13 protein-coding genes are annotated in these 14,112 nt (G+C 63.2%); 4 read left to right on the top strand and 9 right to left on the bottom strand.

Annotated features, from left to right (window positions below; translation table 11 throughout):
• The first annotated feature begins 145 nt into the window (after window positions 1-145).
• The 3 genes from RA302_RS23000 to RA302_RS22990 are packed head-to-tail and all read left to right on the top strand — an operon-like array spanning window position 146 to window position 3,230.
• The gene (locus RA302_RS23000) at window positions 146-1,816 is read left to right on the top strand and encodes a PucR family transcriptional regulator (protein WP_030535315.1); all 1,671 of its coding nucleotides are present in this window, start codon (window positions 146-148) and stop codon (window positions 1,814-1,816) included.
• Window positions 1,813-2,130 (top strand): nuclear transport factor 2 family protein, encoded by a 318-nt coding sequence (locus tag RA302_RS22995; protein ID WP_007733586.1) that lies wholly within the window; start codon window positions 1,813-1,815, stop codon window positions 2,128-2,130. Before RA302_RS23000 ends, RA302_RS22995 begins: the two co-directional genes overlap by 4 nt.
• Window positions 2,130-3,230: a DNA alkylation repair protein gene (locus RA302_RS22990; RefSeq protein ID WP_030535316.1), complete on the top strand. Its 1,101-nt coding sequence runs from the start codon at window positions 2,130-2,132 to the stop codon at window positions 3,228-3,230. Before RA302_RS22995 ends, RA302_RS22990 begins: the two co-directional genes overlap by 1 nt.
• Window positions 3,231-3,241: 11 nt before the next feature.
• Here RA302_RS22990 and RA302_RS22985 read toward each other — a convergent pair whose 3' ends face one another.
• The 3 genes from RA302_RS22985 to RA302_RS22975 all read right to left on the bottom strand — a co-directional run bounded on the left by RA302_RS22985 (window position 3,242) and on the right by RA302_RS22975 (window position 5,245).
• Window positions 3,242-3,688 (bottom strand): DUF2752 domain-containing protein, encoded by a 447-nt coding sequence (locus RA302_RS22985; RefSeq protein WP_051649551.1) that lies wholly within the window; start codon window positions 3,686-3,688, stop codon window positions 3,242-3,244.
• A 50-nt stretch (window positions 3,689-3,738) separates the two neighbouring features.
• Window positions 3,739-4,029 (bottom strand): CD225/dispanin family protein, encoded by a 291-nt coding sequence (locus RA302_RS22980; protein WP_003940575.1) that lies wholly within the window; start codon window positions 4,027-4,029, stop codon window positions 3,739-3,741.
• Window positions 4,030-4,195: 166 nt separating this feature from the next.
• Window positions 4,196-5,245: an ABC transporter substrate-binding protein gene (locus RA302_RS22975; RefSeq protein ID WP_037125863.1), complete on the bottom strand. Its 1,050-nt coding sequence runs from the start codon at window positions 5,243-5,245 to the stop codon at window positions 4,196-4,198.
• Between the two features lie 373 nt (window positions 5,246-5,618).
• On the opposite strand from RA302_RS22975, the gene RA302_RS22970 reads away from it, so the two are divergent.
• Window positions 5,619-6,707, top strand: coding sequence for a 3-deoxy-7-phosphoheptulonate synthase (locus RA302_RS22970; protein ID WP_030535319.1), 1,089 nt, complete (start codon window positions 5,619-5,621; stop codon window positions 6,705-6,707).
• 54 nt (window positions 6,708-6,761) lie between these two features.
• On the opposite strand, the gene RA302_RS22965 is transcribed toward RA302_RS22970, so the two are convergent.
• From RA302_RS22965 to RA302_RS22940, 6 genes are read right to left on the bottom strand one after another with little or no spacing between them, the layout of a single operon-like run.
• The gene (locus tag RA302_RS22965; protein ID WP_030535320.1) at window positions 6,762-7,565 is read right to left on the bottom strand and encodes a TIM barrel protein; all 804 of its coding nucleotides are present in this window, start codon (window positions 7,563-7,565) and stop codon (window positions 6,762-6,764) included.
• A complete protein-coding gene (locus tag RA302_RS22960; RefSeq protein ID WP_030535321.1) occupies window positions 7,562-9,289 on the bottom strand; it encodes an FAD-dependent oxidoreductase in 1,728 nt (575 codons plus the stop codon). Before RA302_RS22960 ends, RA302_RS22965 begins: the two co-directional genes overlap by 4 nt.
• Complete coding sequence (locus RA302_RS22955; RefSeq protein ID WP_030535322.1) at window positions 9,286-10,380, bottom strand: Gfo/Idh/MocA family oxidoreductase; 1,095 nt, start codon at window positions 10,378-10,380, stop codon at window positions 9,286-9,288. Before RA302_RS22955 ends, RA302_RS22960 begins: the two co-directional genes overlap by 4 nt.
• Complete coding sequence (locus RA302_RS22950) at window positions 10,380-11,204, bottom strand: aldo/keto reductase (RefSeq protein ID WP_030535323.1); 825 nt, start codon at window positions 11,202-11,204, stop codon at window positions 10,380-10,382. Before RA302_RS22950 ends, RA302_RS22955 begins: the two co-directional genes overlap by 1 nt.
• Window positions 11,201-13,153, bottom strand: a complete 1,953-nt coding sequence (locus RA302_RS22945) for an FAD-dependent oxidoreductase (protein ID WP_030535324.1) — start codon at window positions 13,151-13,153, stop codon at window positions 11,201-11,203. Before RA302_RS22945 ends, RA302_RS22950 begins: the two co-directional genes overlap by 4 nt.
• A 44-nt stretch (window positions 13,154-13,197) precedes the next feature.
• Window positions 13,198-14,079, bottom strand: a complete 882-nt coding sequence (locus RA302_RS22940) for a shikimate dehydrogenase (protein ID WP_030535325.1) — start codon at window positions 14,077-14,079, stop codon at window positions 13,198-13,200.
• Window positions 14,080-14,112 lie beyond the last annotated feature (33 nt).

The raw sequence follows: 14,112 nt of genomic DNA, 5'->3' as shown, positions 1-14,112 counted from the left end.
GTCAAGTCGAAAGACGTCGGCGAGTAATCCGCTGAGCGGCCAAACATCGGTGTCCGTGTTTGTCCGATCGGCTGAACCGTTTTCGCAGGAAAATGCACTATTCTCGAAGTTGAGGCATTGCGACGGTCCGGAGAGTGGGTGGTACGTGTCTATCCGTGGGGTCAGGCTCGACGCGGTCCTTCGGGCGCTGGGCGGAGCTTTTGTCGAGCTCGTCCTCGCGCCGTCAGGTGATGACGTCTTCGTCGACTCCGTGGTGTTCGCAGAGGTCGGGGACCTCACGCGCCCCAGAACCGCGGCCGTCGAATCCTCTGAGCTCTGGCTCGCTGTCGGTATCGGCGCAGCCGAATTGGCGGCCTGGCTGAACCGCCTCGATCAGAAGGGATCAGCGCCTCGGGCCGTCATGTCGAAGGAGGTCTCGGACACGTCGGTGCGTGCGGCGGCACAGCGCGCCGGGATCGCCTTGATAGCGGTCCATCCGGATGCTCGTTGGGATCGATTGTTCACGACCATCCGGGGCGTGCTCGATCATTCGGTGTCCCGACAGGATTCGGACGACATCGTATTCGGTAGTGACACAGACTTGTTCGAGCTGGCGCAGAACGTCGCCGCAATCACGCGGGGGATGGTCAGCATCGAGGACGAGCATTCCCACGTCTTGGCCTATTCGGCATCGGGAGATGCTGCGGACGAGCTACGTCGGCAATCAATCCTCGGCCGCGAAGGACCTCGCGAATACCTCAGAAAGCTACAGGAGTGGGGCGTCTTCGAAAGCCTGCGGCGAAGTGACGACGTAGTGGAGGTGCCCGCTCACGACGACCTTGCGATCAGGCGACGGTTGGTGGTTCCGATTCGGAGAATATCCGACAATGTCAAGGGGGAGAGCGGTTTCAGCTCTGATCTTCTCGGCACGATCTGGGTGCAGGAAGGCCCGGTTCCCATTGCCGGCGATGCCGACAGCGTGCTCCGCGGTGCCGCGGCCGTTGCTGCTCGGCTGATTTCGCGCATCCGAGACGCGCCGAGTAACGAGGCGATACAGATTCAGCGGTTGCTCGGGGTTCGCGGCGGCGGTGTCGACGTTCCTTCGCTCGCGGCCTCGTTGACCATCCCGATGTCCGGACCGGCGATGGTGGTCGGAGTGGCGAGTATCGGAAACGGTGGGCTGCCGTCTTCGGGCGAACTCGTGTCGTCTTTGCGACTGCACGCCAGCGCCTTTCAGCGTGAATCGCTGGTGAGTACCGTCGGCACCCGGATCTATGTGCTGTTTCCGCGAACCCAATCCGTGAAATCCACAGTCTCGTGGACCCGCGAAGTTGTCGCGCGTTTGGACAAGGTGTCGCCTTCGGGGCTACGGGCCGCGGTCTCGTCGCCGGTTTCGACGCTTGCGGAGGTGGCCCAGGCTCGGGCCGAAGTGGATCGGGTCTTGGACGGAACGTCGGGGGATGTTCGTGTGACCACCCTCGCGGACTCGCGCACACCGGTGCTGCTGGGCGAAATCATGGACACCATTGCGGCCGACGAGCAACTGCACGATCCGAGAGTCGACGCCCTGGACGTCTACGACAGACGCAACGGGTCGAACATGCGCGAAAGCATCTCCGTTTACCTCGCACATTCGGGCGATGTCCGACGTGCATCCGAGCAGCTTCGGATTCACCCGAACACCCTCAGGTATCGGATCAAGAGGGTCGAGGAGATCACGGATACCGACCTCTCCGAGCCGTCGGCCAGGCTGTTGATGGAGATTCAGTTGGCGGCGTCTGCTCGGGCAGTGAGTTCGCCGAACCTGTCGGACCCCAGCAGTACTCTTCGCGAATGATCGACTCAGCGAAGGTGCCAGGCGCAGCGCGCGCGTATTTCGACGGCGGCGACGTCCGCGGCGTTTTCACCGAAGACGCAGTGGTTCGTGACGACGGCCGGACGTATGTCGGGATCGAAGAAATCGTGGCGTGGAAGTCCGCCGTGTCGACGGCGTTCACCTTCACCCAGAAGATCGAGTCGGTCAACACCCCAGGCTCGGCCGTTGTCGTGTCGGTGAAGGTCGAGGGTGATTTTCCCGGAAGCCCCGTCCAGTTACATCACCATTTCACTCTCGACGGTGATCGGATTTCCGCTCTCACGGTGTGCCCCTGATGCCCACCGCTGACGAACTGCTCGGGAAATCCGTCGTCGCCGATCTGGCAGGCTGCCTCGAGCGAGCCTCCGGTCACACACACCTCGCCCTCGTTCGGGGTAGTACATCCGAATTCGACGGTATGAGTCTCGGCGAACGTACGCGCGTTGTGCGGGACGCGATGACTGCCGAACTGCCTCAGGATCTTCCGGCCTTCGCCGAGATCATCCGCCGTGCGCTTTCAGAAGAGACCTTCACCGGTTGGATGATCTGGCCGGTGACCGAAGCCGTCGCCGTCACGGCGACACGAAGTGGCTCCGAGTCGGATTTCGACGAGGGAATGGCTCTGCTTGCCGAGTTGACGTCGCGTCTGACGGCCGAATTCGCAATTCGCACATTTCTCGAAACGAACCTTGACCGTTCGCTGGCGATCGCACTCACCTGGACCGGCCATGAAGACGAACACGTCCGGCGCTTGGCGACCGAAGGCACTCGTACTCGTTTGCCCTGGGGAAGACGAGTGAAAGAATTGACGGCGCGTCCCGAGTCGACAATCGTCATTCTCGACGAGCTGTATCGGGATGATTCGGAATATGTACGACGTTCGGTCGCAAACCATCTCAACGATCTCAGTCGTGCTGACGCTGCGCTCGCAGTATCGACTGCGAAGCGTTGGCTGCAGACACCGGATGCCAACACACTGAAAATCGTCAAACATGCATTGCGGACGTTGATCAAGGCCGGCAATCCAGATGCTCTGTCCCTCTTGGGGTTCTCGCCGCCCACCGACGTCGTGGTCGAGGGGTTCGTCATCGACCGCGAAACAGTTGATGCGGGTGGAGAACTCACCTTCGACTTCGCCGTCACGAACAATGGCAGCGAGTCCGTCACCGTCGTGATCGATTACATCGTCCACCACGTGAAGGCCAACGGGACCACGACGCCCAAGGTCTTCAAACTGACAACACGAACGCTGGAACCCGGGGTGCCGGCCCGTATCGCGAAGAGGCATTCCTTCAAACCGATCAGCACCCGGAAGTACTACGCCGGCGAACATGCCGTCGAGGTGCAGATCAACGGCGTACGCCAGGTGCGAGGTGTATTCCGTTTGGACGCGTGAGGAGATCCGGCCTAGACGCGGAGACTGGCAAATATCGGGATCGGGGCTATGCGGACCGTCGTCCAGATCAACACGAGTGTCAAGATCACAGCCGGTGACCAGCGCAACTGATGCCAGAGCACGACGGGTCTTCCACGGGTGCGGGCGGTCGTCCACGAGACGTACGTGAACGCCAGTGCAAGCAGCATCACGAGGCCAAAGGCATTGAAACGCATCGCTGCACCGAAATCGCCGTGGATGAGGCTGTACACCATCCGAGTGCTACCGCAACCGGGACAATTGACGTTGAACAGCGCTTTGGTCGGACAAACGGGAATGACCCCACCAGGTGTGGTGGGGTCACTCCAGGAGATGAAGGCGCACAGCGCAATTGCCGTGAACGCAACTGCCGCTGGCGCCTTCAGTGCGGCGAGTCGTGATATGTCATCGTTCTCGGTGTCACCACAATTCGGTGTCATTGCAGTTCGGTGTTTGGCCGTCGATCAGTGTCGCCGGTCGGCGTCGGCGGTCACAGGGAACTCGATCCGGCAAGGACGACGACAAAAAGGAAGTACAGAACAGCGACGGCAACACCTGCGCCGACTGACCACAAGGCGAACTTCTTGGCATCGTCAGCTGATTTTCGCGCAGCGTCGAACTGACCTTGCGCCCACAAAGTGTTGACCTGGCTTGATTTGACGATCGAGACGATGCCGAGCGGGAGGCAGCAGAACACTGTCACGAGAATCGCCCAGACCAGATTGTTGTCCGGCGGAGGGCCGACCGGTTGTTGCTGGCCGTAGTACGGGTTCTGCGTCATTGGTCACCTAGCGTTCGGAGAAACAGGGCGTTCGGAGAAACACCCTCTGACGTGCGAAGAGCACGGGCAGGTGACAACATAATCCGTTTCCGAGTGAGTCAGTATCGACTGTTCGTATGACAGAGAATCCGGTTGATTTCTGATTCGGAAGGCGATGCCGAAGACGTCAGCGCATGACCTGTACCTGCTCGGCGATGTCAGCGGCCAGGGCCATCGCAGTCAGAGCGAGGCCGTTGTTGAGGTCGTATCGCAGATGCCCGACATGGCCGTCCTGGACAGCGCGGACTCGTTTCCACGTGGGCGACTCGGCTTCAACAGCGTCGGGGTTCTGTAGCAAGACGAAGTCGGCCTGGTCGAAGATCGCAAGCTCCTCGAGGCTGTAGAAAGTCGAATCCTTCCGATCAGGTGCGGCATGGGCAGCGTCGGTCAAGACGTTCAAGCCGAGGTCCTGCGCAACCGAGACGGCGAACGTGTTGTTCTGCAGCCAGATCTGACCGCTGTCTGCGCCGGCGATCGCAATCGACTTGCCTTCGAGGAGACCACCGATCTTGGCCCGCGCTTGTGCAAGTTCGGCGTTGTATCGGGCGATGACGCGTTCGGCGACTTCGCGGCGATCGAGAGCCGTGAGCTGCGCGGTCATGGCCTGCTTCCACGACGAGCCCGTCGTGCCCTCGTCGACGACGAGCACCGGTGCGATGTCAGTGCCGAGCAGGCCCTTGTCCTGGTAGTAATTCCACCAGCCTTTCCCGACGACCAAAAGATCGGGGTCGTGGCTCAGTATCGATTCGGCATTCGGTTCGTTGTTCGTCCCACCGAGGCGAGCCGCGCCGGCGGGTACCTGGCGCATGAGTTGAGACTTCGGATCCCAATTGGTCGCGACGATCGGGTACTCGGCAAGTAGTGCAAAATCGAGGGCCCCGCGGGCTTCGAGCACCACGACACGCTTGGGGTCCCGCGGCAGGCGGTAGGCCTGGTCCGCGACGACGATGTCGACCCACTCGTCCGAGGCTTCGGTGCCGCTGGATTCGCTCGAACATGCAGAGAGCGCGCCTAGTGCACCGAGCGCCGCCGCACCGGCCAGGAATCCGCGTCGTGTCAAGGAATCGATCAGACGGGTGAACTCGCCGTCCACATCTCTTGTCGACTGCAAGGGGGTATCGGTCGCAAAAGGGGACACCGTCGGGTGGAAGGTTTCGGTCGATTCGATCACAGGCATGAGAAGGCGCAGCTCCATCTGATGTTCCGGGCATTGGCAGGTGCCTGACCAACGTATTCGAATTCCGTAGCCGGAGCCTTGCTCGAAAGCGCCAATCGCTCAGCGGATTTGGCCATTCGTCACGGATTCGTGCCACGGGACGCTCCCCTCGGATTCGGCTCGTCGTGGAGGGGCGCGCCCATCTGATCCGAACTCGAGGTATCGTGGCCGACATGCAGCGCGTCTATTTCTGGTTTAGCAGGCCGGCCCCGGGTGGGCCTGCCGGCGTAACCACGCGCTGACAACCTCCACCCAAGAGCCGGACTACAGACCGGCTCGCTGGAGTTTCTCTTCATCTCTGGGGTCGGCCTGAGAACAGGAAACCGAAAACCCCATGACTGTCACCATCGACACCACCACAGCTTCGGACAGCCTCGACGATCAGCGCACTGTGAGTATCAGTCCGCTCGTGTCACCGGCGACTGTTCGTGCTCAGCACGCTCCGGACGAGGTCGCCGCCGCCACTGTGCGCACCGGTCGGGCCGACACCATCAACATCCTCAACGGTGACGACGATCGTTTGATCGTCGTAGTCGGTCCGTGCTCTGTGCACGATCCGGAAGCGGCGATGGACTACGCCCGCCGGTTGGCCGCCAAGGCCGACGAACTGCGGGACGATCTGCACATCGTCATGCGCGTCTACTTCGAAAAGCCGCGCACCACACTCGGGTGGAAGGGCCTGCTCAACGATCCCCACCTCGACGGCACGTTCGACATCAACACCGGACTCGGTATCGGCCGCAAGTTGCTTCTCGACGTGTCGAGCCTGGGCCTGCCTGTCGGCTGCGAGTTCCTTGATCCGATCATGCCTCAGTACATTGCCGACCTGGTCAGCTACGGTGCGATCGGCGCCCGGACCGCCGCCAGTCAGGTTCACCGTCAGCTGTGCAGCGCGCTGTCCATGCCCGTCGGTATCAAGAACTCCACCGAAGGTGATGTGCAGGTAGCCGTCGACGGCACCCGCGCCGCGGCAGCGAGCCACGTGTTCCCCGGAACGGACCTCGACGGCCAGGCTGCCTTGATCCGTACCGCGGGCAACCCCGACTGCCATGTCATTCTTCGTGGCGGTAGCGACGGACCGAACTACGATGCCGAGACAGTCGCGGACACCCTTGCCCGCCTGCGTAAGTCGAACCTGCCCGAGCGCGTGGTCATCGACGCGAGCCACGGTAACAGCAGCAAGGACCATGAGCGTCAGGTCATCGTGCTCGACGACATTGCCCGACGTCTGACCGAGGGCGAGCAGGGAATCGCCGGCGTCATGTTGGAGAGTTTCATCGAGGCCGGCCGTCAGGACCTGACCTTGGGCAAGGCGGACGAGCTCACCTACGGCCAGTCGATCACCGACGCGTGCATCGACTGGTCCACCACCGCAGCGCAGTTGGACCGTCTGGCGCAGGCCGTTGCGGCTCGGAGGGGCTGACGCCCCCGTGCGCCTTTCTGGTAGCGCCAACTACCAAAAAGGCGCACAGGGCCGCTAGGCCAACACTTCTCGCGTGGCCTCGACCAGGCGCTCCAGCCAGGCGTCGGTGCCGACGGCCTGACGCAGCGGCTCGTTGGGCAATTCGATGCTGACCGGCAGTCCGGCAGGCAAAGTCGACCAGATGTCGGCCAGGGCGATGCCGCCGGTGCCGGGCACCAGACGCTCCTCGCGGGCCTGACGGATCAGCTCTGCGTCCCCAGTGGGAGCGGGGGTCGAACCGTCGCACATCTGGGCATAGTGCAGCCACTCGCGCGGGATGGACGCAAGATCCTCCAGCGTTGTCGCCGAGCGGTCGGTGTGCAATGCGTCGACAAGGACACTACGAGCCGGACCGTCTGCCGCCGAGACGATCTCGATGGCCGCACGCGCATCAGGCACCGCAGTCCACGGCATGAATTCGAGCGAGGCGACGATGCCGTAGTTCGCGCACAGTTCAGCGAGGCGGGCATAGGAGTCCGTGAGCCGAGCGCGGTCGCGGTCGTCGCCGCCCACCAGAACGGCTTTGGCTCCGAGCTGTGCGCCCGCTTCGAGCAACGGAGCGTAGTCGGTGGGGTCGAAGTCGGCTGCAAGACGGATGATTTCGAGGTCGAATACCTCGACCGGTGAATCGCCCAGTCGACGCACCAGTTCGTCCAACGACTGCTTGTCCTCGTGCAGAGGGTAGGCCGTCGTACCTGGTGCCGCGGGCATCAGACGGATACCGATGGTGTCGAAGCCGTGCTTTTCAGCTAAGTCGACGTGCTGCATCGGTGCGGTGTCGAGCACTGTGAGGGCTGCCAGTCCGAGTGAGAGTGTCATGCGTGCGCTCCAACTGTCTCGGCTCCGGCCAGTTCCCGGCCGGCCAGGTAACCGAATGTCATGGCCGGTCCGAGGTTGATGCCCCCGGACGGGTAGTGCCCGCCCATCACGCTCGCCTGATCGACGCCGACGGCGAGCAACCCCTCGATGGGGCGGTCGTTGTCGTCGAGCACATGCGACGACGAGTCCGTGACCAGTCCGGCGAAGGTGCCGAAACTCCCTGGCACGACTTTCACCGCGTAGTACGGGCCCTTCTGCAAGGGCGCGAGCGACGGGTTCGGCCACGGATTGGAAGCATCTCCGGAACCTCGGTTGAACGGTGTTGTACCGCGACCGAACTCGGGGTCTTCACCGGCCACGGCCCCGATATTGAAAGCTGCGACGGTTTTCTCCAACTGCACGGGGTCGACGCCGATCTTCTCGGCCAAGTCCCGAAGAGTGCGCCCACGCGTGAGGTACCCCGAGCGCAGGTACGGCTGGATCGGGATCGGCAAGGGCTTCGCCATGCCCAGCGGGAGGTATCGCACATACTGTTGATCGGCAATCAACCACGAGCACACCTCTTCGCCCTCGGGAACCTGCTCGACCATCGCGAGTGTGTAGTCGTGATAGCCGAGTGCTTCGTTGACAAACCGCTTGCCGTTCGCGAGAACTCCGATGACACCGGGCTTTCCGCGATCGAGGATGTGTGGGAACACACCTTCCTTGCCGTTGCGGTAGCGAACGATGGAGACGGGGCAGTACGCGACGGGAGAGGCGAGTGTGCGGTCGAGTCGGCCGCCCACGGATTCGCCGAGGGTGATGCCGTCGCCGGTGGTTGTCTTCGGGGTGAGCGACCAGTGCTCGTTGCCGGTGGGGGTGCGCGGGAACAGTTCGCGCCGTCGGTCGATGTCCTGGGCGAAGCCGCCGGTGGCGAGTACGACACCACGTCGGGCAGTTACCGAGTACGCGCCGTCCGGACTTTCGAGGCGGACGCCGACAACGCGGCCGTCGTCATCGGTCTGCAACGCGGTCGCGGACGTCTTCACCCGAAACTCGACGCCCAGATCGAGTGCCGAGCGCAGCATCATGCCGACAAGCGCAGTGCCGTTGACGAGTTGCTGACCACGACGCTTGGTGGCGAGATCGAACATGTGCTTAGTCACCCGAACACCACAGTGCACAAAGGCTTTTGGTGAGCGGGTCGAGTGCAGGAAAGCCTGCAGGTCGGGCCCGGCCATGATGCCCATACCGAGGAACGACGTTTCGTACAGCTGCCGACGCAGTAGCGCCGCGACATCTGGTCCGAGCTTTCGCAGACTCACCGGTTTCGGTCCGACGGAACGGTGACCCGTGCCGGCGCCCGGTGTGTCACCGTGAATATCGGCGATCTTGGCTCCGGGCACGAACTTCAGAGCAGTCTTGCGTTCGAAGAACTCGACCATCTCCGGGGCGCCGTCGAGGAGTGCATCAACTTTGGCGGCGTCGAAGTTGTCGCCGAGTCGGTTTTCCAGATATGTCCGCGGTGCCGAGCGATCCTCGACAACCCCGTCGGCGATGGCAAACATGTTGCGTGGGGTCCACATCCACCCGCCCGACCAGGCCGTTGCGCCGCCGCAGGTGTCGGCCTTCTCGACAACGAGTACCGACGCGCCGCCATGTGCTGCGGCAATTGCTGTGGAAAGCCCGCCTGCGCCGGAGCCCACGACAACCACGTCGTAGGTGAGGGGGGTACTGCTACTCATTTCTGCTCCTTGGCAGTTGTTGCGAGGGTCGGTGTCGATGTCAGCTCGACAACCTTGCCCGTTCGTGACGATTCGTAGATTGCGGCGATGATGGCAAGTGACGCGCGGGCGTCTCGACCGGTGACGGCGGGTTCGCGCCCGGTCAGGACCGCGTCGGCGAAGTCCTGAACCTGCAGGGTGTGGAAGTCGGTCAGTGCCGCATTGACCGCTCCCACATCGAGATTGGCGTCGATGTCGGCGGAGTACGGCGACTGGAACTCGACTTCGCCCGGCACGGTCCAGATTTCGTTGACACCCTCGTGCCCTTCAGGAAATTCGAGGACGCTGGCAATGGCGCCGGTGCGCCCGATCACCGTCACGCGGTTACCCAGATTGTGATTGGCACCGGTAGTCGCGGTGACGGTGGCGGTGCCGCCCGAGGCAAAGGAGATCACAGCTGACGCGCTGTCTTCGGTCTCGATGTGCTCACCGTGGGTGTGGGTGCGGATGAAGCCGCTGACCGAGACGGCCTCGCCCATGAACCAGGCCAGCATGTCGATCTGGTGCACGGCCTGTGTCATGAGCACGCCACCGCCGTCGGTGTCCCAGCGTCCGCGCCACGCATCGGCCGAGTAGTAACTAGACGGGCGGTGCAGGATCACCGACGCCTCGCCGAGCATGGGTAGTCCGATCCGCCCGTCGTCGATGGCGTCGCGGATCCGACGCGCGGCCGGCCAGAAGCGACGTTGGAAGAGCACCCCGAACGTGATAACGGCGCGGTCGGCGGCCTCGATCATGCGGTCGGCGGCAGCAACATCGACCGCGATGGGCTTCTCGCACAACACATGTACACCCGCGTCGGCAGCGGCCACGACTACCTCTTCGTGTACCGGGTGAGGTGTGCATACCGTGCAGGCGTCGAGGCCTAGAGCAAGCAGTTCGTCAACGGAACGTACGGCGGAGGGAATGCTGTGGAGCGCAGCGAACTCCTGGGCGCGTCCGAGATCGGGATCGCAGCAGCCGATTACCTCGACGCCGGGGACTTGTTGTAGAGCTCGGGCATGGTTGCCGGCGATCTTGCCGCAGCCGACGATTCCGACTTTCAATGTCATCAGAAATGTTCCTCTGCTTCGACGTCCCGCGCCGCAGATTCGCCGCGGTCGAGACTGTTCAGTGCTTCGATGTCCTCGCTGGTGAGGGTGACGTCGAGTGCTGCCAGGTTCTCGGCCTGACGCGTCGGGTTCGCTGATCGCGCGACCGGAACCACACCCTGCGCGACGTGCCATGCGAGCACCACTTGAGCTGGTGTGCAACCGATTCGACCGGCGATCTCGCTCACAACGGCGTTGTCGAGCACGTCACCCCGGCCGAGCGGACTCCACGACTGAGTGAAGATGCCAAGTTCGTCGTTTGCGCGGCGAACCGGGATCCGAGCGAGCGACGGGTCCATCTGAATCTGGTTGACTGCCGGTGCCTCGCCGGTTTCGGCGACGACGCGGCGCAGGTGGAGCTCCAGGAAGTTCGACACACCCACGTACCGAACCAGTCCGGCGTCGCGGCAGGCCAGCATCGACTCGAACGACGCGACATAGCGATCGATTCGCGGGAGTGGCCAGTGGATCAGGAACAGATCCAGCTGGTCGAGTCCCAGTAGTTCCAGACTCTGCTCGAGGGCGCCCCGAATGTCGCCGGAAACCTGGTCGTTGCCACGAAGTTTGGTGGTGACGAACAGTTCTTCTCGCGGCACACCTGATTCCGCCAGCGCCACACCGACGGCGCCCTCGTTGCCGTAGATCGCGGCGGTGTCGATGAGGCGGTACCCGGCCTCGATGCCGGAGAGAACCGAGTTCGTGGCGTCGGTACCGACCAGGGGCCAGGTTCCGAGTCCAATGGGCGGCAATGCAGTTGCCACGGGTGTGGCTGCCTGTGTGGTCATGCGTGAACCTCCTGACGTGCCGCAGCGGCGGCGGTGATCGCGACGGCAACGTCGGCTGCGGTCACGAGTGCGGCATGGATGGACCCGCCGTCACCGCTCGCGTCGCCGACGGTATGTACTCCGAGTCGTGGTGCCAGTGAACGGAGTTCGGCAAGAAGTTCCGAACGCGGCTCGACGCCTTGCGAGATCAGCAGTTCGCCCGGAGCATCGACCTCGCTCAGCACACCGGCCGTCGAAATCGTGACGCGGTCAGCGGCGACTGTGGTGACGATCGAGCTGAGGTAGGTCGTGAGGTTCTCACTTGCGGCCAGGCGCGGCAGCAGCACGATCTTTCCACGGCGTCCGACGTCGTGCGCGATGGTTTCCTGCGGGCCGATCATCACGACCTGGGTGCCCTTCTGAAGGAGATCGTCGGCGACGGCCGCAGCCTCACGGTCGGCGCCGAAGATGGTGACAGCGGCAGGAGCTGGATCGCCGGAGACGAGGAATTCGCGGACGTCGCGAACGGTACGGGTAGCTGCTCCGGGGAGATCGACCACGGGGCCGACGCCGCCGGCGGCAAGAACTATGGCGTCGAAATCGACACCGGAGAGCAAAGCAGCATCTGCCCGGGTCGAGGTGTGGCAGTGGACCCCGAGTTCAGCCAGTTCCGCGGCGTACCAGTCCACGATCCGTCCATATTCGGGATACTCGTGCAGCTTCGATGCCAGAGCGAAGTCGCCACCGAGGCTGGGTCGCTCGTCGTACAGGTCGACGCGGTGACCGGCAAGTGCGAGGTCGCGGGCAGCGGCCATTCCCGACGGCCCGGCACCGATGACGGCGACCCGCACGGTAGCATCAGCTGGCTTTGTAGGCTGATCCAATTCGCGGCCGACCCACGGGTTGACGGAGCAGGGAATGGGGCCGGCGGCCAGGCTGTCGATGCAGTAGTTGCAGGCAATGCAAGGGCGGTACCGGCCACCGTCGATGGCACGATTCGGGAAGTCCGGATCTGCGTGCAGCGTACGAGCCATGCTGACGAAGTTCGCCTGCCCGGATTCGATGATCCGCGCAGCGATCTCCGGCGACGTGATGCGTCCGGCCACTCCCACCGGGATGTCGAAGTCGCGCTGGTACTGCTCGGAGTACGGCGCGAGGAGACCGCGCGACCATTCACCGGGCTGGATGATCCACTGTCCCGCTTCGTAGTTGCCGGCCGAGACGTCGAGGAAATCGAGTCGGTCGGTGTCGATGGCGCCGATGCGAGCGCGAGTCATCTCGGCGTCGAGTCCGCCGTCGATGCCTTCGAAGGCTGAGAATCGGAGTCCCAGAGTGATTCCCGGTGCGTGCTCGTGGACGGAGGCGATGACCTTGTTGACGAACAAGGTGGGGTCGGCCCACTCGTCGTCGCGGTGATTGTAAGCAGGGGAGAGGAACTGGTGGATCAGATACCCGTGGCCACCGTGCAGGGAGATGACGTCGACGCCGGCCTGCTGGCAGCGTGCCGCGGCTTCACCGAAACATTCGATGATGTGCTCGATGTCGTCGCCGTCGAGTTGTTCTGGCATCTCGCCGCCGACAACCAAACACGGAATCGGTGTCGGGGCAACGGGAACAAACCCGCTGACAGAACCTTGCGCCGTACGTCCACCGTGGTTGAGTTCGACTCCGACGAGGGCGCCGTGAGCGTGGATCGCGTCGACCATCTTCTTGATGCCGGGAATCCGTTCGTCGACGTCGACGCCCATCTGCCGGATGCGTCCCTTGCCGTCGGCACGCACGTAGCTCGCTTCGGTGAAGATCAGTGCAGCACCACCTTCGGCGCGGCGGGCGAGGTACGCGATGTACTCGTCCGTCATGGTGCCGTCGACTTCGCAGTAGTTGCGTTCCATCGGGGCCGACACGAATCGGTTTCGGAGGCGGACGCTGCCCATGTCGAGAGGTTCGGCGAAAGGCGCAGTCACATTCATCAGTGCTCCTGGTACTCCGCGAGAAAGTAGGTGTTCGGTTGTGCTCATGCGTATGCCGTCTCGGAGAGCAGCTCGCTCAGATGGCTGCGCATGCGATCCGTATCGGCTTCGACACCAGTCAGGAGTGTGAAGGTGTCAGAGGCTTGAGCCACCAGCATCTGCCCACCGTCGAGAACTGCGCATCCGAGAGCAGCTGCAGCGTCGAGCAATTCGGTGCGCATCGGTCGATAGACGATGTCCGCGACCCACAAGCCCGCGTGGAGCGCCGCGGGGTCGAACGGAGTTCCTGGATGGCCGACCATGCCGATCGGAGATGCGTTGACGACGCCGTCGCACGTAGTCAGGTTGACGGCGATCTCATCGATCGCCAAAGCCGTTGTGCGCGTGCCAGGGAAGGCCGAGGCGACGCGAGAACACACATCGGCAGCGCGAGCGGGATCAATATCTGCGATGCGAAGATCCGTCGTACCGGCGGCGGCGAGTGCGTACGCCACGGCGGAACCCGCCCCGCCAGCGCCTGCGAGTACCACTCGGTCCAAGGTGGCGTCGGGTAAACCGCGTCGCAGTGCGGTGAGGAATCCACTGTGATCGGTGTTGTGGCCGATCAGAAGGCCGTTGTGGACGACAATCGTGTTGACGGCACCGAGCAGTCGGGCATTGTCGGACAGTTCGTCGAGTGCGTCCACGACAACCTGCTTGCACGGATGGGTGATGTTCAGTCCGGTGAAGCCGGCTGCGACGGCGCTCCGCACCACCTCGCCGGTCTTTTCGACCGAGACCGTCAGGTTCTCGAGGTCTACCAGTTCGTAGCTGTAATCGTCGAGTCCGAGTGCTGATGCTTCGTGCGAATGCAGCGCCGGCGAGAGGGAAGTCGAGATCCCGGCTCCGACAAGGCCGATTCGGTGACGTGTGAATTCGGTAGTCATGACATTCTCCTGCATAAGTGGGGACGGCCCCTC

Origin of the sequence: Rhodococcus sp. DN22 (genome assembly GCF_036669995.1) — a bacterium.
Taxonomy (GTDB): domain Bacteria; phylum Actinomycetota; class Actinomycetes; order Mycobacteriales; family Mycobacteriaceae; genus Rhodococcus_F; species Rhodococcus_F erythropolis.
This window is presented reverse-complemented; position numbering and strand designations above follow the sequence as displayed.